Origin of the sequence: Flavobacterium caseinilyticum (assembly GCF_004349085.1) — a bacterium.
GTDB classification, from domain to species: domain Bacteria; phylum Bacteroidota; class Bacteroidia; order Flavobacteriales; family Flavobacteriaceae; genus Flavobacterium; species Flavobacterium caseinilyticum.
Map to the genome: position 1 here is coordinate 118,226 of NZ_SMFM01000004.1, position 20,060 is coordinate 138,285.

General features: G+C 37.2%; 15 protein-coding genes. 11 read left to right on the plus strand and 4 right to left on the minus strand.

Going from position 1 to position 20,060, the window contains the following annotated elements; genetic code table 11:
• Window positions 1-156: 156 nt before the first annotated feature.
• The 9 genes from E0F89_RS10290 (at window position 157) to E0F89_RS10330 (ending at window position 11,807) form a co-directional block, all read left to right on the plus strand.
• Complete coding sequence (locus E0F89_RS10290) at window positions 157-759, plus strand: sugar transferase (protein WP_131909691.1); 603 nt, start codon at window positions 157-159, stop codon at window positions 757-759.
• Window position 760: 1 nt separating this feature from the next.
• Window positions 761-1,372, plus strand: coding sequence for an acetyltransferase (locus E0F89_RS10295; protein ID WP_131909692.1), 612 nt, complete (start codon window positions 761-763; stop codon window positions 1,370-1,372).
• Window positions 1,365-2,537 (plus strand): DegT/DnrJ/EryC1/StrS family aminotransferase, encoded by a 1,173-nt coding sequence (locus E0F89_RS10300; protein WP_131909693.1) that lies wholly within the window; start codon window positions 1,365-1,367, stop codon window positions 2,535-2,537. Before E0F89_RS10295 ends, E0F89_RS10300 begins: the two co-directional genes overlap by 8 nt.
• 519 nt (window positions 2,538-3,056) lie before the next feature.
• Window positions 3,057-4,982 carry a polysaccharide biosynthesis protein gene (locus E0F89_RS10305; protein ID WP_131909694.1) on the plus strand — a complete coding sequence of 642 codons (1,926 nt, stop codon included), beginning with the start codon at window positions 3,057-3,059 and terminating at the stop codon, window positions 4,980-4,982.
• A gap of 300 nt (window positions 4,983-5,282) precedes the next feature.
• Window positions 5,283-6,056 (plus strand): polysaccharide biosynthesis/export family protein, encoded by a 774-nt coding sequence (locus tag E0F89_RS10310; RefSeq protein ID WP_131909695.1) that lies wholly within the window; start codon window positions 5,283-5,285, stop codon window positions 6,054-6,056.
• A 9-nt stretch (window positions 6,057-6,065) separates the two neighbouring features.
• Window positions 6,066-8,438, plus strand: a complete 2,373-nt coding sequence (locus E0F89_RS10315) for a GumC family protein (RefSeq protein WP_131909696.1) — start codon at window positions 6,066-6,068, stop codon at window positions 8,436-8,438.
• 567 nt (window positions 8,439-9,005) lie between these two features.
• On the plus strand, window positions 9,006-10,052 hold the full coding sequence (rfbB, locus tag E0F89_RS10320; RefSeq protein ID WP_131909697.1) for a dTDP-glucose 4,6-dehydratase: 1,047 nt from the start codon (window positions 9,006-9,008) through the stop codon (window positions 10,050-10,052).
• A 140-nt stretch (window positions 10,053-10,192) separates the two neighbouring features.
• Complete coding sequence (rfbA, locus tag E0F89_RS10325; RefSeq protein WP_131909698.1) at window positions 10,193-11,059, plus strand: glucose-1-phosphate thymidylyltransferase RfbA; 867 nt, start codon at window positions 10,193-10,195, stop codon at window positions 11,057-11,059.
• A gap of 457 nt (window positions 11,060-11,516) precedes the next feature.
• Complete coding sequence (locus E0F89_RS10330) at window positions 11,517-11,807, plus strand: GIY-YIG nuclease family protein (RefSeq protein ID WP_131909699.1); 291 nt, start codon at window positions 11,517-11,519, stop codon at window positions 11,805-11,807.
• Window positions 11,808-12,097: 290 nt separating this feature from the next.
• Here E0F89_RS10330 and E0F89_RS10335 read toward each other — a convergent pair whose 3' ends face one another.
• The 4 genes from E0F89_RS10335 to E0F89_RS10350 all read right to left on the minus strand — a co-directional run bounded on the left by E0F89_RS10335 (window position 12,098) and on the right by E0F89_RS10350 (window position 17,146).
• Complete coding sequence (locus tag E0F89_RS10335; RefSeq protein ID WP_131909700.1) at window positions 12,098-12,832, minus strand: tyrosine-protein phosphatase; 735 nt, start codon at window positions 12,830-12,832, stop codon at window positions 12,098-12,100.
• 141 nt (window positions 12,833-12,973) lie between these two features.
• Complete coding sequence (locus tag E0F89_RS10340; protein WP_131909701.1) at window positions 12,974-13,765, minus strand: hypothetical protein; 792 nt, start codon at window positions 13,763-13,765, stop codon at window positions 12,974-12,976.
• Between the two features lie 1,693 nt (window positions 13,766-15,458).
• Window positions 15,459-15,797, minus strand: a complete 339-nt coding sequence (locus tag E0F89_RS10345; RefSeq protein ID WP_131909702.1) for a hypothetical protein — start codon at window positions 15,795-15,797, stop codon at window positions 15,459-15,461.
• Window positions 15,798-16,633: 836 nt separating this feature from the next.
• Entirely contained in the window at window positions 16,634-17,146 is a 513-nt protein-coding gene (locus E0F89_RS10350) for a hypothetical protein (protein WP_131909703.1), read from the minus strand.
• A gap of 563 nt (window positions 17,147-17,709) precedes the next feature.
• Here E0F89_RS10350 and E0F89_RS10355 point away from each other — a divergent pair.
• Both E0F89_RS10355 and E0F89_RS10360 read left to right on the plus strand, forming a co-directional pair.
• A complete protein-coding gene (locus E0F89_RS10355; protein WP_131909704.1) occupies window positions 17,710-18,579 on the plus strand; it encodes an ABC transporter permease in 870 nt (289 codons plus the stop codon).
• A 177-nt stretch (window positions 18,580-18,756) separates the two neighbouring features.
• Window positions 18,757-20,052, plus strand: coding sequence for an ABC transporter ATP-binding protein (locus tag E0F89_RS10360; RefSeq protein ID WP_131909705.1), 1,296 nt, complete (start codon window positions 18,757-18,759; stop codon window positions 20,050-20,052).
• Window positions 20,053-20,060 lie beyond the last annotated feature (8 nt).

The window sequence follows — 20,060 nt, forward strand, 5'->3', positions numbered from 1 at the left end:
ACGGACTGAGCTTCGATAATAGATCACGGCAGAAAAAGGATTTGGATAAATATATACTTACAGACCTGTAAGAAGAAGAATATCTAAAAGATAAAATAATAATTAGAGGAAACAGCTTTGAGATTTCTATTGCATAATTCCTTAATAAAATAAAGTATGTATAAAACCTTTTTTAAGAGAATATTTGATTTTAATGCCGCATTTTTTGGATTGCTTGCACTGAGTCCGCTAATACTGATGGTTACTGTAGGACTATTTTTTGCCAATCAGGGAAAGCCTTTTTTCTTTCAGTTGCGTCCGGGTAAAAACGGAGTGATTTTTAAAATTATCAAATTCAAAACAATGAATGATAAGAAAGATTCGGATGGGAATTTACTTACCGATGCGGAACGTCTGACAAAAATTGGAATTTTCGTTCGTAAGACATCACTCGATGAAATTCCTCAGTTACTCAATGTTTTGAAAGGAGATATGAGTCTTATCGGACCACGGCCATTACTGCCGGAATATTTGCCGTTGTACGATGCCACGCAAAACAGAAGGCATGAAGTGAGGCCGGGTATAACGGGATGGGCGCAGGTCAATGGCAGAAATGCGATCTCCTGGAATGTGAAATTTCGGTATGATGTTTGGTATGTAGATCACATATCGCTACTTTTAGACGCTAAAATCCTTTTTTTAACAATTAAGAAGGTTGTGATTCGGGAAGGAATCAATACTGAAAACACAGCAACAACAGAACGATTTAACGGAAATTAGTATGTATTTATATGGCGCAAGCGGACATTGTAAAGTTATAATTGACATCATAACGGCGTCTGAAGAATTTGAAATTCAAGGGATAATGGACGATAATCCCAGAATAGCTACACTTTTTGATATTCCAGTTTTTAATACCAGTACCTTTGAAACGCTTTCGGACAAATCTTTCATCATTGCGGTTGGAAACAATACCATAAGAAAAAAGATTGTTGAAAAGGTGGGAGGGATCTATATAACTGCCATCCATCCACGAGCGGTAGTGTCACCTTTTACGAATATCGATGAGGGAACGGTTGTGATGGCGGGTGCCATCGTCAATGCTGATGCGATAATAGGTAAACATTGTATTATTAATACCGCTGCCGTGATTGAACATGATTGTATATTGGGTAATTATGTCCATGTTTCACCCAACGCAGCATTAGGAGGAGCCGTTGAAATAGCGGAGGGCACTCACATAGGAATCGGAGCAACGGTGATTCAAGGGATTAAAATTGGAAAATGGGCCACCATCGGGGCCGGAACAGTAATAATTAATGACATACCGGATTACGCCGTAGTGGTGGGAAATCCGGGCAAGATTTTAAAATACCACACAAAGCATGAATAATACTAAAATTTGGCTTTCCTCTCCACACATGGGCGGAAATGAGCAGCAATTTGTTAAAGAAGCCTTTGATACCAATTGGGTAGCACCACTTGGACCTAATGTCACAGGTTTGGAATCCGATCTGGAATCCTATTTGTCAAACCAGTCATCAGTGGGAGCTTTAAGCTCCGGCACTGCTGCAATTCACCTCGGATTAATCCTGTTGGACGTGACTGCAGGGGATACCGTTATCTGTCAAAGCATGACTTTTTCGGCATCGGCAAATCCTATATTATATCTTGGTGCTACCCCGATTTTTATTGACAGCGAATCCGATACCTGGAATCTATGTCCGATAGCCTTGGAGCAAGCAATTGTCGACCAGATTGCTAAGGGTAAAAAACCCAAAGCGATTATTGCGGTTCATTTATATGGCGTGCCTTATAAAATTGACGAAATCAGAACAGTGGCGGATAAATTTTCCATTCCCATCCTTGAAGACAGCGCGGAAGCCTTGGGCAGTAGCTTTAAAGGCCAAAAATGTGGCACTTTCGGGGATATCGGCGTGTTATCTTTCAATGGCAATAAAATTATTACTACCTCAGGCGGGGGCGCGATCGTAACACCCACGGCAGCATTAAAGGAAAAAGCAATCTTTTTTGCCACGCAGTCCAGAGACGATGCGCCGCATTATCAGCACAGCGAAATCGGCTATAATTACAGGATGAGTAACATTTGCGCGGGCATAGGTCGCGGACAAATGGAAGTATTAGATGATCATGTAGCGTTGCGCAGAGCGATGCACGATTTTTATGTGGAGGTTTTCAAAGACGTTGCGGGAATAAGCGTTTTTACCGTTCCGAATGAAGATTATTTTGCCAATTACTGGTTAAGTGCCATTCTGGTAGATCCCGCCATAACGGGGGGTATGACCAGAGAGACGATTCGCTTGGCATTGGAAACCGAAAATATTGAATCGAGGCCGTTGTGGAAACCGATGCATCTGCAACCCATTTTTGAAATGTATCCTTACTATGGTGACAAAATTGCCGAGACGCTTTTCGACAATGGACTCTGTCTGCCTTCGGGCTCCAACCTGACTGATGACGATCGAAGCAGGTTAAAAGCCGCTTTGCTACAGTTGGTGGGTCAAATACCAAACATACAATACGCTGCCGGATTATAGAAGATATTTCCGTATCGAGTAACAATTGATTTTGGTAGCTGACTGAATATCGATAGAGCGCAGCATTTTTTTTAATTCCGATTATAAAACGCAGAAATACGAAAATGGCATTAAATTAAAGTGCTCTTTAGGGTGTTATTGGTTTTTAGTAAAAGTTTTTGGTTAATTCGAGTTGTTTTCTGTGAAAAATTTTTCGAAATTAAGCAAATTTCCCTAATGCCTTTCTCGCTACAATTTTAATTCTGCTTTAAAAAAATTGTAAGTGTCGGCACGGACTCAAGTTTTTAGTACGTGTCTCATATGATTTGTAACAAGCTAAAATTCTGAAATAATAAAAAGAATTCTGTTGTTTAGTTCTTTTAACGATTAAATAGTGAGTAGCTGTAACAAAATGCTTTTATTTCATATATTTGCATCCCGTTTAGCATCATAAAATATAGGTTTTTAAAAAATAAAATAAAATTGAATAGTACTAAAGAAAAAAGTGAAAGCCGGTTTGTTTTTGATGTTACTTCAACAATGAAACTAAGATCAAACCTGAGTAATTTAGGCTACTTACCACGATGGATAATAATTTCAATTGATTTTATTGTGCTGATGCTATCGTTCTTTTTTACTTTTCTGATTTTTAAAGGAACGGGTTTAGATTACATCAGTACTCCTTACAGTCTTGTTTTCATTGGTTCTTTTTTTGGTACAAATTTATTTTTCTTCTGGCTCTTCAGGACTTACTCCGGAATTATCAGACACTCTTCCAATATAGACGCGCTGAAGTTATTGTTTTCCCAAATTTCGGTATTGATTGTTTTCCTGATTTATAACTTTCTGCATGAGATTTTTTTTCAGCAGAAGGCCTTCTTAAACACCGCACTTTTTATCAATATTGTACTATCATTTTGCGGTTTGTTTTTGTACAGAATGGTCGTGAAACAGACATTTGAACTTTATTTCTCCGAGAAAAGCAGCGAGAAATTAATGCGAACTGTTGTCTACGGCACCGATGCCAATGCGATTTCGGTTGCCAATGCATTAAAATTCGAAACACCTTCCCGTTTTAAAATCGTAGGATTTGTAGATAAGAACAGTCAGAACGCTTCCAAACGCATGCTCGATTTACCGATATTGGTGCAGAGAAAAAAACTCCCTGCCTTAATGAGGTCGGTTGGAGCTGAAAGTGTGATTTTAGCTGATAAAGGATTGTCAAAAGAGGAACAAATCATTATCGTTGAACAGTGTCTGGAATATAACTATAAAGTTTTTACCGTACCACTAATTTCGGATTGGGAAAATCAAAAAGAAATCTCCCAAAAAGTAAAAACTATTCAAATTGAAGATCTTTTGGAGCGAAAACCAATTGTACTGGATAACAAAGGGATCTCCAAACAATTGAAAGACAAAGTCATTTTGATCAGCGGTGCTGCTGGATCTATAGGAAGCGAAATTGCACGGCAAGTACTGCTTTTTAATCCTAAAAAAATTATTATTTTAGATCAGGCTGAAACGCCACTCCATCATTTAAAACTGGAGACCGAAAGTATAGAAACGAATGCAAAAATACGGACTGTAGTTGGAGATATCAGAAACATGGAGGCCATGGATGAAATTTTCAAATTATACCGACCTCAGGTTGTTTTTCATGCTGCGGCGTATAAACATGTTCCGCTTATGGAAGAAAATCCATCTCAGGCAATTTTCACCAATATCAAGGGAACTAAAAATCTGGCTGATTTATCGTGTCTTTACAAAGTTAAAAAATTTGTAATGGTGTCTACTGATAAGGCAGTGAACCCAAGTAATGTTATGGGTGCCAGTAAACGAATTGCCGAAAAATATGTACAGTCGTTACAGCTCAAAGACATTAGCGAGAAAGGATCGGCGGCGACAAAATTCATCACTACCCGTTTTGGAAATGTTTTGGGTTCGAACGGTTCAGTAGTGCCTTTGTTTACCAAACAAATTGCAGAAGGTGGCCCACTGACCATTACTCATAAAGATATTATTCGCTACTTCATGACGATACCCGAAGCCTGTCAACTGGTTTTGGAAGCAGGAGCTATGGGTAATGGAGGGGAGATTTATATTTTTGATATGGGAAAACCGGTAAAAATAATTGATCTGGCAAATAAAATGATAAAGTTGGCAGGTTTTATCCCTGAAAAGGACATCAAGATCGAGATTGTTGGTTTAAGACCCGGAGAGAAATTGTATGAAGAATTACTAAATGATACGTCAAAAACAATACCGACCCACCATGCTAAAATAATGATTGCTGAAGAAATCCAGGAAGAGTTTGAAGGGTTGCATACCGATATTGATGAATTAATCAATATTGCTAATTTGTTTGCCAATGATGCTATTGTTGCGAAAATGAAAAAAATCGTTCCTGAATTCAAAAGTATGAATTCGTCGTACGAAATTTTAGATCAAAAGGAAATAACCCAGTAATCGGACTGTTTTCAGCGGCCATTATGTAGCTATGTCGGTATTTATACAAACACGAATTAACCTACAAAACCAGAGAAATAGCATTTATCTGCCGCAAAATTTCAAACTCTTTTGGGAAGTTAAGCGACTGAAATAAAAATTATAAACGAGTGCATCCATACACCCAGCGACGGGCGAGTGTGATATTTTTTTTTTAATATTGATACAGAAATGATCAGAAGCAATGAAAAAATATTGTTAAAAACTAATTATAGCCATTGGGATAATGTATATATTTGCCCCCAGAAAAAATAAAATTACATGAAATACTTTTTTTTACTAAAAAAAACAATTCCCTTTTTCTTTTTAGTGTTATTGTTCTCCTGTGCTTCCAGAAAAGACATGATTTATTATCAAGACATTGATAATTTAGGATCTCAGCAAAAGTCAAATTCTTACGAGATTAAAATTCAACCCGATGATTTACTGATGATTTCGGTGTATGCGGAAGATCCTGAGATTGCAAAATCTTTTAGTTTAAATGTTTCCACCGGACTTACCTCCGTTGCGAGTAAAGGATCTGTATATTTAGTGGATGCCAACGGATCCATTGATTTTCCGACTTTAGGAAAGATGAAAGTCAGCGGTCTGACTCGGACTGAAGTCCTTGATCTACTGGACGCCAAGATATCACGATATATTAAAAAACCTATTATAAGTCTGAGCATCAGTAATTTTAAAGTGTCAGTTCAAGGTGAAGTGGGCAAACCGGGTACTTATCCTATCCTTTCTGAACGTATTACGTTGATAGAGGCATTGAGTATGGCCGGCGATCTGACTGTTTTTGGTAAAAGAGATAATATATTGATCATTAGAGAAATTGACGGTGTCAAATCCTTTAATAGGGTTGATATTACTAAGGCGGGCTTTATGAATTCTCCGTTTTATTATTTGGCACAAAATGATGTGGTTTATGTAGAGCCTAACCAGAATAAAATAAACGTGGCAGCTATTAACCCGAGCACAGGTTTAATATTTTCGGTTCTTTCGATCTTATTTACATTAACGACATTAATAATTACCACTATAAAATAAAAGGTTTTCATGGAAAATAATATGTTAAACGAAAATTCAGAACAGGATTTTCAAATAAGAGCCATAGTAGATCAGTATGCTTCCCACTGGAAATGGTTTGTTTTAGGGGCCTTTATCAGCTTATCTGTTGCATATGTTTATTTACGCTACACCATACCGCAATACCGCGCTTCGACAACCATCCTGATGAAAGATGAAAAGAAAGGTGGTTTATCTTCGGAATTGGCAGCATTTGCCGATATGGGACTAGTCGGCGGGAAAAACAATATCGACAATGAAATTGAAATTCTTAAATCCCGAACTTTAATAGAAAGTACGGTACGCAAAATGAATCTGAACATTTCCTTTGTTGTAGAAGGGCAGATTATCAGTACCGATCTTTTTAAAAACTCCCCAATTTTGGTGGACTTTACATCGAAAAAATCTAATTTTTATTCGAGCGGCAGTTCATATGAATATTTGGCTCTTTCATCCGGTACTTTTAAGTTGGACGATATCAGCGGAGAACGCAATATTTTGCAGCAAAAGGAAGTGTACCGATACGGTGAGCCTATTGCAACTAAATACGGCACTCTGGTGATCAATAAATCGCTTACCACCACTACTGTTTATAATGAAAAAGACAGCGAGCCAATCAAAATTTTAATAAGCCCGATTGAAAACGTTGCCGGAAGCTTCAGAGGAAGATTAAACATTGCTCCATTAAGTAAAACCAGTGATATCATTGAGCTTTCTTTGACCGATCCTGTACTTGAAAAAGCCGAATTTTTCCTGGATAATTTGGTGCGGAATTATAATACCGAAGCGATAGCGGATAAGAACTTTATTTCTGAAAACACCTCTCGATTCATTGCGACCAGATTAGCTTTAATAACCGACGAACTTGACGGGGTTGAACAAAGCGTTGAAAGTTTTAAAAGCAGCAATCAGTTAACGGATATTGAAACAGAAGCTCAACTTTTTATTGCAGGTTCGAGTGAATATGACAAGAAAGGAATAGAAACTGATATTCAATTGAATATCATTTCTTCGATGATAGATTTTATGAAGAAAAGCAAACCATCGGATTTGTTGCCTTCTAATATCGTAAGCGGTGAGGCCACTGATTTGATCAGTTCTTATAATCAATTGGTTTTGGACCGTAACAGGATTTTGAAATCAGCTACTGAGGTTAATCCAACTGTAGTTAAAATGGATCAGCAGATCTCATCCCTAAAATCGACAGTTGCCGGAAGTTTGAGCCGCATGCAGTCGAATTTAATGATTCAAAAAAGAGATTTAAATAGTCAGGAAGGAATTTTGAATAGTAAAATTGGTAAAATTCCGGTACAGGAACGCCAGTTTAGAGTGATCGCGAGACAGCAAAAAGTAAAAGAAGAACTGTATTTGTATTTGTTGCAGAAAAGAGAAGAAACAGCTATTTTTTTAGCTGCCACAGAGCCTAATGCCAGAGTAGTCGATGCTGCTAAAGGTTCTGACACTCCCGTTGCTCCTAATAAAAAAATCATTTATCTGGGTGCGCTGCTTTTAGGTCTTTTGGTTCCGTTTGGAATCATTTATTTGATGGATTTACTGGATACAAAAATAAAAAGCCGTATGGATTTAGACGGTAAAACATTAATTCCTTTTATTGGAGATGTTCCTACTTCTGACAGTCCATCAGAAATTATAAAATCAGAAAGTCGCACCAGTACTGCAGAGGCCTTGCGAATCATCCGAACGAATTTAGAGTTTATGGTTAGTAAGGTTCCGGAAGGTCAGGCCAAAACCTTGTTTGTAACCTCCACTTTCCCTAAGGAAGGGAAGACTTTTGTTTCAGCTAATCTAGCTGCCACTTTTGCACTTTCCGGTAAAAAAGTGTTACTGATCGGAATGGATATTAGAAATCCAAGGTTGGATGCCTATTTAACATTGCCTGATCGTGGGGTCACTAATTATCTGTCTTCTAAAAATTTAGTATTGGAAGATTTAATCATCAAGCAGGACGGATTTGAAGATTTTCATGTGCTTCCAGCCGGTGTAATTCCTCCTAATCCTGCAGAGCTGTTAATGAATAAAAAAGTGGATACTCTTTTTGAAACCTTAAAAAGACAGTACGATTATATTATTGTAGATACAGCACCGACTAGTTTAGTTACAGATACATTATTAATTGCTAAGCACGCCGATTCTTTTATTTATGTTGCCCGTGCCAATTTCTTAGAAAAACGAATGCTGAATATTGCCAACACTTTATATAAAGAACAAAAATTACCTAATATGTGTCTGCTTTTAAATGACACTGATTCCACTAAAGGATATGGATACGGGTATGGCTATGGTGTCAAGGAAGAAAAAATTCCTTGGTACAAAAAATATTCTGATTTTAAGTCTTTCTTTTAAGGTATAAAAACACATCTAAGATTCACGGGGGTTCTACAAAGGCCTTGCAACAGCATCTTCTTGACGTTTATTTGAATTAATTAAAAAAATAGTCACTGCTAAACGATAAAAGACTTTATAGAGTCAATTATTCTAACAGTATAAATTTTGCAACACTTTGGAGAATTTGATAAACGGAAGAAATTATATTTCTTTTCGACTTTCAAATTCTGTAAAGTGTTTTTTTTTGTGCAGTATTGGACAATACTGATGCTGAATAATAAATGGGCAGATTAAGGGGGACAGCTGCTTTCTCAGCTATCTACTATAGGGTGTAAATAAAAATATTAAGGAAATTTACTTTCAAAACTGCAATAAAGAAAGGTGACTTTTAACGGAATCATACATTGTAGAATCGTCTTTGATTATTGCAACTTTTATCGAAGAAATCCGCAGTCTAAAAACCGATTTAGTAGAAAAATACTTATTTTTGTGTTTCGTCTTTTTACTTTTGTAAAGGGAAAATACGATATTCTAAACAAGCGATTAATCCGCTTACTTTTTAGCGAACAACAATACAATATTCTAATGAAAAATATATTAATTACTGGTGGTGCCGGGTTTATTGGTTCCCATGTCGTACGTCTTTTTGTTACAAAACACCCTCAGTATCACATTTTTAATCTGGATGCTCTTACGTACGCAGGTAATTTAGAGAATATCACTGATATAGAAGCAGCCGCTAATTACACCTTTATCAAAGGTGATATCGTTGATGCCGCCTTTATCGATCAGTTGTTTGTGAAGCATCAATTTGATGGTGTAGTGCATTTAGCCGCTGAATCCCATGTTGATCGTTCGATTAAAGATCCGCTTTCGTTTGTTAAAACAAACGTTATCGGAACGGTGAATTTACTGAACGCTGCCAAGACTATATGGAACGGTAAGTATGAGGGAAAACGTTTTTACCACATCAGCACTGATGAGGTATACGGCAGTTTGGGATCCGAAGGACTTTTTACCGAAACTACCGCTTATGACCCCAATTCCCCTTACTCAGCCTCTAAAGCGAGTTCTGACCATTTTGTACGAGCGTACGGCGAAACGTACGGCCTGCCTTATGTGCTGACCAACTGTTCGAATAATTATGGTCCTTTTCATTTCCCGGAAAAATTAATTCCGCTATTTATCAATAATATTATTCACAATAAATCATTACCGGTCTATGGTGACGGAAAGTACACCCGCGACTGGCTTTATGTCGAAGATCACGCCGTGGCTATTGATCTGGTATTTCACCAGGGTAAAAACTATGACACGTATAATATTGGCGGTTTTAATGAATGGCAGAATATTGATTTGGTTAAATTGCTCTGCAAAATAATGGATGCCAAGTTGGGAAGAACCGAAGGAACATCGGAGCAGCTGATAGCGTATGTAAAAGACCGTCCGGGCCATGACTTGCGTTATGCCATTGACGCCAGTAAAATCAATAAAGAACTGGGATGGAAGCCGTCGGTTACGTTTGAGCAGGGACTGGAAAAAACAGTCAACTGGTATCTCGAAAATCAAACGTGGCTGAATAATATTACTTCGGGAGAGTATGCTACTTATTACGAGAAACAGTATAATTAGTGTTCAGTGTTCAGTGTTCAGTGTTCAGTGATCAGTGAGGGATGTTCAGTAATAAGTAAACAGTGATCAGTTTTCAGATCTGTAATGGGAAGAAAAACAGTATAATTTAAGCAGCACTGATAAAAAATAAATATACCATTATGAAAGGAATTATATTAGCCGGAGGTTCTGGAACGCGTTTGCATCCGTTGACTTTAGCGATGAGTAAACAAATGATGCCGGTATATGATAAACCGATGATTTACTATCCGTTATCCACTTTGATGATGGCAGGAATCAACGAAATACTGATTATCTCCACGCCGCATGATCTGCCACACTTTGAGAAATTATTGGGTGATGGTTCCTCTATTGGTTGTCAGTTTACTTACGCGGAGCAGGCAATACCTAATGGTCTGGCGCAGGCTTTTGTAATTGGTGAAGAATTTATAGGGTCAGACAGTGTTGCACTGGTGCTTGGGGATAATATTTTCTTTGGATCTAATATGGACGAATTATTGAAATCAAATAGCAACCCTGAAGGCGGAGTGGTTTTTGCGTACCACGTTTCGGATCCGGTGCGTTATGGCGTGGTGGAATTTGATTCCAATTTTAAAGCGCTTTCCATCGAAGAAAAACCATTGGAACCAAAGTCCAATTACGCGGTGCCTGGACTTTATTTTTATGATAATTCGGTGGTTGAAATCGCCAAGAATTTAAAGCCCAGTCCTCGCGGAGAATATGAAATCACCGATGTCAACAAAGTTTATTTGGAAAGAGGAGTTTTAAAAGTGGGCATTTTAAGCAGAGGTACAGCCTGGTTAGACACCGGGACTTTTAATAGTCTGATGCAGGCGGGACAATTTGTTCAGGTTATCGAAGAACGTCAGGGTCTGAAAGTAGGTTGTATTGAAGAAATAGCTTGGAGACAAGGGTTTATAACTGATCAGCAACTGAAAAACCTGGCAGAACCATTGAAGAAGTCCGGTTATGGAGAGTACCTTTTAGGTTTGTTGAAAAATAAGTAGTGTTTTTAATGTTCAGGGATTAGTGTTCAGTTTTCAGTGGTCAGTGGTCAGTGTTCAGTCTATTGCATTGCACAAAAATCACTGGTTCTCGATATTATTTTATAAATCCGCTATCGTTTGTTTACAAAATCACTGGTTCTCGATACAATTTTTGTTTCATTGCATTACACAAAAACCACTGGTTCTCGATACAATTTTTGTTTCATTGCATTACACAAAAATCACTGGTTCTCGATACAATTTTATAAAACCGCTATCGCTACTTTATAAAATCACTCGAACTGACGACCAAATAATACTTGGAAACGTCACTTCGAGTGTTTTTGGCTTGGTGAATTTTGAGGAAAAACAAAATTATCTTAAGCCAAAAATGTATCGAGAAGTTTACTGCAAAATAGTTTTTTTGTTATTGGTATTAATCTTAATATTAACTTAGCGTAATCAATACAAATTACAGATGAAGCAATCGTTTGTTTATGTTTTAAAATGCTCAGACAGCAGTTATTATGTGGGAGTTACCAGTGATTTAACCACCAGGTTGTTTAGGCACCAAACGGGATTTTATCCTGATAGTTACACTGCAGGAAGGAGACCGGTAGAATTAGTTTTTTATTGTGAGTTTACGGATATTGCTTTAGCTATACAAACCGAAAAGCAAATTAAAAAATGGTCCCGCCTAAAAAAAGAAGCGTTAATAAATGGTGATTTTGACGGATTAGTAAATCTGGCGAAGAAAAGATTTGACTAATGCGGTTCTCGATACAATTTTATAAAACCGCTGTCGCTTATTTATAAAATCACTGGTTCTCGATACAATTTTTGTTTCATTCCATTACACAAAAATCACTAGAACTGACGAACGTTAGGTTAATTAGTGAAATCTCTGGTTCTCGATGTAATTTTTGTTTCATTGCATTACACAAAAACCACTCGAACTGACGTACCAAATAATACTTGGAAACGTCACTTCGAGTGTTTTTGGCTTGATGAATATTGAGGAAAAACAAAATTACCTTAAGCCAAAAATGTATCGAGAAGCTATTTAAAAAACTGATTGTTGGCTATGGCTTCCTGAAGCGGAACTAAATCTTTGATGGTTACTTTTTGTTCAAAAGCAGCAATGTGTTTGTCATGATGCACATCGGAGCCCACATAGGTATACATTCCTTTTTGCAGCAGCTGCTCGGCAATTTTAGCAATTCCGGGACCGTAATAGCCCACTACCGATAACAGATTCAGCTGAAACACACAGCCTGCTCTTTTCAGTTTCAGGAATTCACTGAAATTGTTATGGTAAAAAAGATAGCGCTCCGGATGTGCCAGCACCGGGATATAACCCGCCACCTGCAGGTCGAACAGGATTGAATAGAGCTGTATTGGCGCGTTGATGTATGACATTTCCACCAGCACATAATTGTCTTTCAGCGTCAGCAATTCGCCGGACTCAAAAAGTCGGACAAACTGGTCGTCCATCAGGTACTCGGCAGCGGCGCGAAAGGGAACAGCGATGCCTTGTTTTTCGAGGGCTGCAACCGTAATTTCTTTATTGGCATTGATCTGCTCATGGGTGTTGTCCCAAACGTGCTGAATGATGTGCGGCGTGGTAATAAAAGACGCAACACCAAAATCCATCAGCTTACGGGTCAGGCGCAAGGTATCTTCAAAAGTCTTGGCTCCGTCATCAATACCAGGCAACAGATGCGAATGCATATCGATATGATGATCCGGAATCAGGTCTTTGAGTATCGGTTTTGATTTGAATAGTGAAAACATGGTGTAAATGTAGAGAAAAGTAATTAGTTTTTAGTGATCGTTTTTTAGTGGTCAGTTTGCAGTGTTCAGCTCGGAAAAAGTGATCAGTGTTCAGATTTGAAAGAAGTGTTCAGTGTTCAGCTTTAGAAAAGTGTTCAGTGTTCAGATTTGAAAGAAGTGGTCGGTGATCAGTGGATAAGGAGTATGGCAAGCAATTAAGGTTGCTGTGTTGTTTTTTCGATGTAACAGTATTTGTTTTTTACGATCTTGTTTCAGAAATCCGATAAAAAGGAAGGTCAGATGTAGTTCATTCCCAACCGGGAGCGCGGTGGTTAATGTTATGTTCTGCTTTTCAGCTTCTTTGTTAATTATCAGTTCGATACTGTAGCAGGTGTTGAATACATCGTTTTCAAAATCCCAATTCGCGGTAGCTGTGGACAGGATTACTTGGGTTGCTTCTTCGGGCCATTCTAAATGCTGTTTCGCTATGAAATCAATCAGTTTCACTGTTCTGTCCGAAGGATTGTATTGTTCTTTTATTTTTAGAACCGAATGCAAAGGTCTTAATTTATTGCTTTCGAAACCGAGTAAAGCCTCTTTGCCGTTGCCGGTTTTCATTCCTGCAGTAACCGTCCTTTTTCCCTGGGAATTGGTTGGATCCTCCTGCAAAATTTCGAAAAGGAGTTTGTTTGCCCTGCCTGCGAAGCTGCCGTCTTTTGCCTGTTTATTGAAACTGGCTGCCAGTTGGCGGAAGAAAACTGCCTTTCTTGCACAGTGGCCAAATTCATGACCCTGATCGCGTATTCTGTCGAAAATGGGATTGTTTTTGAACTGTTTTGACGTTACGCCTGTTTGTCCTTTAGCCCGGGCATAATTTTCTCCATTTGCAGTTACCACAAAGTTAATGTCATCTATTGTCCCGCTAATTAAGAAGGGTGCTATTACTTTTGCCATATTATTACTTTTATTGTTTCTGTTACTGATTATTCCAATTGGATGAGCCGCTGTACTCCAATTTTTTAATGTGATATTACCTGAACTACTCCTTGAATAGGTATTGGCAAGTTAAAAAAGTATTGCAGCCGTTTTTGATTGCGTTACATGCTAACCGATATTACCAAGTAAAATATGTTCCAGTTGAAGCCCTGAAAGGCCAAAAAATTTTGCTGTTTATATTAATTGATTTCGATTTTTATTCAAGTTAGTTTAAATCTGATGCAGATACAACCTTGCCTGTCAATATGTTTTATATGTTGTATAGTGGTACCCTGATGTTATTTGCAATTATCTTTTTTATTTTTAATGCGTTTAGTAAAGGTTACGGACTATCTTTTTGTTTACAGTAACGGGGTTTGTATTTATGTAAAGATATCAAAATTAATTACTTAAAGATTGACTTCGATAACCCGTTTGGTGTACTTAATTTTTGGTAATCAATTTAGTGATTTCGATTGATTTACGAGAGTAAATTCTAACAGCAACAACAATAACTAATTTCATTAAAAACGGTTCTCGATATATTTTTTGTTCCGCTTTGCGCCACAAAAAAACACTCGAAACTGACGTTTTTAATAATTACACTATGGGTTGTTAAAGGTGCGTAATGGCTTTTTAGAGCTGTTGTTAGAATTATGATTGAAGTAATCACTGATTTTTTTATTATAAAGAAATCTTTTTCTTTTGTCTTGATACAAAAGAAACAAAAAATCAAGCCTCAATATTTTTATTCCAAAAATCATCGGACAAATTTTCCTATCGCGACCCCAGCCGCTCGTGCTGCGCACTCGACTCGGGGGTCACTCCCTGCTGCCGGCGCTAAAATCCTTCCTTGATTTTTTGGTATAAAAATATAAGGGCGGGTAGAGGACGATTTCATTTAACGGTCATAGTTGCTATAAAGTTTTTTTTATGTGAAGCACTTCTTTTTCTTTTGTCTTGATTACTCACGTGTTAATAATTTATTGGAGTTCGTGAATCTTTGATTTCAAAAGAAACAAAAATTATTCATGCGTTAATATTGTTTTTTTTGTATTCATGAATTTTTTCTTTTGTCTTGATACAAAAGAAACAAAAGATCAAGCCTCAATATTTTTATCCCAAAAATCATCGGACGCATTTTCCTATCGCGACCCCAGCCGCTCGTGCTGCGCACTCGACTCGGGGGTCACTCCCTTCGGCCGGGGCTGAAATTCTTACCGTGATTTTTTGGTCGAAGGCAATCCTTTTCTTTTGTCTTGATTACTCACGAGTTAATAATTTATTGGAGTTCGTGAATCTTTGATTTCAAAAGAAACAAAAATTATTCATGCGCTAATATTGTTTTTTTGGTATTCATGAATCTTCGATTTCAAGCCTCAATATTTTTATCCCAAAAATCATCGGACAAATTTCACTATCGCGACCCCAGCCGCTCGTGCTGCGCACTCGACTCGGGGGTCACTCCCTTCGGCCAGCGCTGAAATTCTTACCGTGATTTTTTGGTCGAAGGCAATCTTTTTCTTTTGTCTTGATTACTCACGAGTTAATGATTTACTGGAGTTCGTGAATCTTCGATTTCAAAAGAAACAAAAAATACTCATGGGTTATTATTGTTTTTTTGGTATTCATGAATCTTCGATTTCAAGCCTCAATATTTTTACACCAAAAATCATCGGACAAATTTCCCTATCGCGACCCCAGCCGCTCGTGCTGCACACTCGACTCGGGGGTCACTCCCTTCGGCCAGCGCTGAAATTCTTACCGTGATTTTTTGGTATAAAAATATAAGGGCGGTTTGAAGAGGAAGTTCTGCAAAGTTTATTTTAGATATTTCTAATCCCTTGATAACTAAAATTATTTGATAAATATCGCCATCGAGACCCAAAAGCTGCTGGTGCTGCGCACCTTTACCAATTTTATTGATTGAAGAGAAAATTGATGAAATGGTTGCTGATTTATGATTAACGATTTTTGATTTCAGATGTTCGAAAGCTCTTAAAAATGACAATCGTTCTAGTTAGCGTCATCAAATCAGAAATCTGCAATCGTTACTCTTCAATCTTAAATCCCATAATTAAAAGACACGGGGTTTGATTTGTGCTCCGCACTCGAGACCAATCGTTTTGACTGAAGGAAATTTGATGAAATGATTGCTGATTTATGATTAACGATTTTTGATTTCAGATGTTTGAAAGCTCTTAAAAATGACAATCGTTCTAGTTAGCGTCATCAAATCAGAAATCTGCAATCGTTAATCTTCAATCTTAAATCCCATAATTTAAAGACACGGGGTTTGGTTTGTACTCCGCACTCGACACCAATCGTTTTGACTGAAGGAAAAATAGATGAAATGATTGCTGATTTATGATTAACGATTTTTGATTTCAGATGTTTGAAAGCTTTTAAAAATAATAATCGTTCTAGTTAGCGACATCAAATCATAAATCTGCAATCGTTACTCTTCAATCTTAAATCCCATAATTTAAAGGGACCTGGTTTAATTTGTCCTACGCACTCGATACCAATCGTTTTGACTGAAGGAAAAATTGATGAAATGATTGCTGATTTTTGATTAACGATTTTTGATTTCAGATGTTCGAAAGCTCTTAAAAATGACAATCGTTCTAGTTAGCGACATCAAATCAGAGATCTGCAATCGTTACTCTTCAATCTTAAATCCCATAATTTAAAGGGACCTGGTTTAATTTGTCCTACGCACTCGATACCAATCGTTTTGACGGAAGGAAAAATTGATGAAATGATTGCTGATTTATGATTAACGATTTTTGATTTCAGATGTTCGAAATGCCTTGAAAACATAGAATCGGAGCAGTGGGCAGTCATTTACTTTTTCTTTTCTTCGTCAATAATCAGTTTTAACGAATTGATGTAATCCGTATCAAATTCGATGACTCTTATTTTATTTTGCTTAAAACTCATCTCACCCTCAAACTCGCCTTCGGTTCCCAAAAAATCGATTATTAGTTCTTTCTCATTTAGTTCGATCAGTTTACCCAGATAGACCGCTTTGTCGGACTTTTTTGTAATCTGAAAAACCTCATATTTATCCGATAGGAAATTTATAATGGATGACAAATCCTTAAGTGGGATTATTTCCTCTGCGCTCGTTTTTAAGCCTTTAAGTTTAATTACTCTTTCTGTAAATTCATGATCCTTGTCTTGAATAATTGACTTTACATTTTTGTTTTTCAATATTGTATAGCCATCAATGATAAAATCAACAGGATTATTTTTCAGTAAAATCCAATCTTCAGTCCAATCAATAAGGAAACCACTAAAGATATCCTTCTTGTCATCAAATTCTATTGTGATTAACTGTCGTACGTATTTTTCCATTGTGTGTTATAAGTTTAGCCGGCAGTTTGCTGGTAACGGCAGTGCTGCTGCATTGTAGCGTAAAAAACCTTTAAAAAACTTTGTTTTTGCTCAATCGGCACGTAAATATATTGGATTTAAACTACAATTAAAATTCTTTCTGTAAAAAGTTGGTTAGGGGGTGTTAAAAGAAAATAATTGGTCAAGGCGTTAAAAATCGATTGTTATTATTACCATTGAAAGAGAGAACCAGAGTTATATAAGATAATTTCCGAAGCTACCTATTTAGTGTTCGATACTGGCATTGAACAGGTTTTTGAGGGGAATGCTTTCGCTTATTACAGTACCGATTGCATCTCCTCGATACCATTTTTCAAAACACTAACGCTACTTTAAACCTTCAATGGAACTGAAGTTTTGAATTTTAACGATAAAGAAATACGCTATACAGCGGTTTTTAACGCTTTACTAGTGCAAATTATTTATATTTGCTTCGTAAAAACAGCATTTTCTGCAGGACAACAAGCCTGTCTTACATTTCTGCGCTGAAGATGTCAGCACCAACAATACGATTTTAGAATACAATGAACCAAACCGAAAACACGAATACTGAATGGTTGTTTGAGATAACACCCAAAAATAAATTCTTCTCGCTGAATCTTAAGGAAGTTTGGCAGTACCGGGATTTGCTGCTGCTTTTCGTGAAAAGAGATGTGGTGACGGTTTACAAACAAACGGTTTTAGGACCGCTGTGGTACCTGATTCAGCCATTGTTTACTTCAATTACGTTTACGATAATTTTCAATAATGTGGCCGGAATAAGTACTGGTACCGTTCCTCCCTTTTTGTTTAACCTGGCCGGAATCACAGTGTGGAATTATTTCACAGCATGTCTGAACGGCACCTCGAATACCTTTGGCAGCAATGCGGGGATCTTCGGGAAAGTATATTTCCCGCGTATTATTGTACCGCTGTCTGTTGTGGTTTCCAATTTAGTAAAGTTTGGAATCCAGTTTTTTATATTCATCTGTTTTTATGCCTACTACTATTTTCAGGGAGCGGCAATAGGAATGAATGGAACAACCTTGTTTTTTCCGTTGCTAATTGTGCTGATGGGGATTTTAGGACTGGGACTCGGAATGTTTATTTCATCGTTAGTGACCAAATATCGCGATTTTAGTAATCTGATAGGTTTTGGCGTGCAGCTGTTGATGTATCTGTCGGCGGTCATGTATCCAATGGCACTGATCAAAGAAAAAATACCCACTTACGGCTGGCTTGTGGCATACAATCCGTTGGCGTACGTGATAGAAACGACGCGGTATATGTTGCTGGATGTTGGGCAAATATCTCTTTTGGGATTGGGGTATACGTTTTTGGTAACACTGGTCGTTTTTTTTATCGGAGTTTTGATATTTAACCGGACGGAAAAGAGTTTTATAGACACGGTTTAATGATTAGTGTTCAGTGTTTAGTGGACAGTGTTCAGCAGTGATCAGTATACAGCGACCAGTATCAGGTTTTAGATTGAAATTTATTATTATTATTATTATTATTATTATTATTATTGAAGTTGTCAGGCAGCTCATTTGACTATTAAACAAATAGACAGTTAACCAAGCAAAACTCCATTGAAAGACATTATATTAAAAGCCGAAAATATTTCTAAACAATACCGACTAGGCCAAGTGGGCACTGGGACTATGGCGCATGATTTGAACCGCTGGTGGCATCAGGTTAGGGGGAAAGAAAATCCGTATTTAAAAATTGGTGACGTTAATGACCGCAGTACCAAAGGGACCAGCGATTATGTTTGGGCGCTGCAGGATATTAATTTTGAGGTGGAACGTGGTGAAATTTTAGGGATTATAGGAAAAAATGGTGCGGGAAAATCTACTTTATTAAAAATATTATCCCGAGTGACTGCTCCCACTACTGGCAGTATTAAGTTTGGAGGTCGCGTGGCTTCTTTGCTTGAAGTAGGAACCGGATTTAATGGTGAAATGACCGGCAGGGAAAATGTTTACCTGAATGGTGCCATTTTAGGAATGACCAAAAAAGAAATCACCTCAAAACTAGACGAAATCATTGAATTCTCCGGTTGTGAACGTTATATAGATACCCCCGTGAAGCGATACAGCAGTGGAATGTATGTACGTTTAGCTTTTGCTGTAGCCGCTTTTCTAGAACCTGAAATTTTGATTGTGGATGAGGTTTTGGCCGTAGGTGATGCAGAGTTCCAGAAGAAAGCCATTGGCAAAATGCAGGATATTTCACAAAAAGGCGGTAGGACTGTGTTGTTTGTAAGCCATAATATGGCTGCAGTAAAACAGTTGTGTACGAGAGGGATTGTTATGGAGAATGGTAGAATAGCCTTTGAAGGTAAAATTGATACCATAATCGATAAATATCTTAATACTGACAATAATGTTTCTTCAATAAAAAAATATACTTTTAATGAAGCTCCATCAAGCGAGGTAATAAAATTATTAGAAGCAGAAGTAATTAATGATAAATCTGAAAACAAGTTGGATTTTCTTATAAACGAAAAAATAGGTATCAAAATAAAGTTTGAAATTCTGATGGAAACGGATGATATTATTTTAGGTATTAATCTCTATAATAATGAAGAAATTCATATATTAAGTTCTCATCAGAAAAATCAAATTCAAAATTATAATAAAGGAATTTATCAAACCATAGTTTGGTTTCCAGGTAATTTTCTCTCTGAAGGATTTCATTTCTGCGGTGTAGCGGCTATGTCTTACAAAGGGTTTTTTAGAGTGCATTTTCATGATATTAATAAATTTTCGTTCAATATTATTGATGGATTTGTTGAAAATACAGCTAGAGGAATTGTATATAAAGGTAAGTTTCCTGGAGTTGTCAGACCAATATTGGAGTGGGATAATGTTATTGCTATATAGTGGATTAA

What these genes read in the sequence shown, in the direction of transcription:
- E0F89_RS10350 (WP_131909703.1), bottom strand. Translation starts at nt 17,146, where the DNA reads ATGGAAAAATACGTACGACAGTTAATCACAATAGAATTTGATGACAAG.
- E0F89_RS10335 (WP_131909700.1), bottom strand. Translation starts at nt 12,832, where the DNA reads ATGTTTTCACTATTCAAATCAAAACCGATACTCAAAGACCTGATTCCG.
- E0F89_RS10315 (WP_131909696.1), top strand. Translation starts at nt 6,066, where the DNA reads ATGGAAAATAATATGTTAAACGAAAATTCAGAACAGGATTTTCAAATA.
- E0F89_RS10355 (WP_131909704.1), top strand. Translation starts at nt 17,710, where the DNA reads ATGAACCAAACCGAAAACACGAATACTGAATGGTTGTTTGAGATAACA.
- E0F89_RS10330 (WP_131909699.1), top strand. Translation starts at nt 11,517, where the DNA reads ATGAAGCAATCGTTTGTTTATGTTTTAAAATGCTCAGACAGCAGTTAT.
- E0F89_RS10310 (WP_131909695.1), top strand. Translation starts at nt 5,283, where the DNA reads ATGAAATACTTTTTTTTACTAAAAAAAACAATTCCCTTTTTCTTTTTA.
- E0F89_RS10305 (WP_131909694.1), top strand. Translation starts at nt 3,057, where the DNA reads ATGAAACTAAGATCAAACCTGAGTAATTTAGGCTACTTACCACGATGG.
- rfbB (WP_131909697.1), top strand. Translation starts at nt 9,006, where the DNA reads ATGAAAAATATATTAATTACTGGTGGTGCCGGGTTTATTGGTTCCCAT.
- rfbA (WP_131909698.1), top strand. Translation starts at nt 10,193, where the DNA reads ATGAAAGGAATTATATTAGCCGGAGGTTCTGGAACGCGTTTGCATCCG.
- E0F89_RS10300 (WP_131909693.1), top strand. Translation starts at nt 1,365, where the DNA reads ATGAATAATACTAAAATTTGGCTTTCCTCTCCACACATGGGCGGAAAT.
- E0F89_RS10340 (WP_131909701.1), bottom strand. Translation starts at nt 13,765, where the DNA reads ATGGCAAAAGTAATAGCACCCTTCTTAATTAGCGGGACAATAGATGAC.
- E0F89_RS10290 (WP_131909691.1), top strand. Translation starts at nt 157, where the DNA reads ATGTATAAAACCTTTTTTAAGAGAATATTTGATTTTAATGCCGCATTT.
- E0F89_RS10295 (WP_131909692.1), top strand. Translation starts at nt 761, where the DNA reads ATGTATTTATATGGCGCAAGCGGACATTGTAAAGTTATAATTGACATC.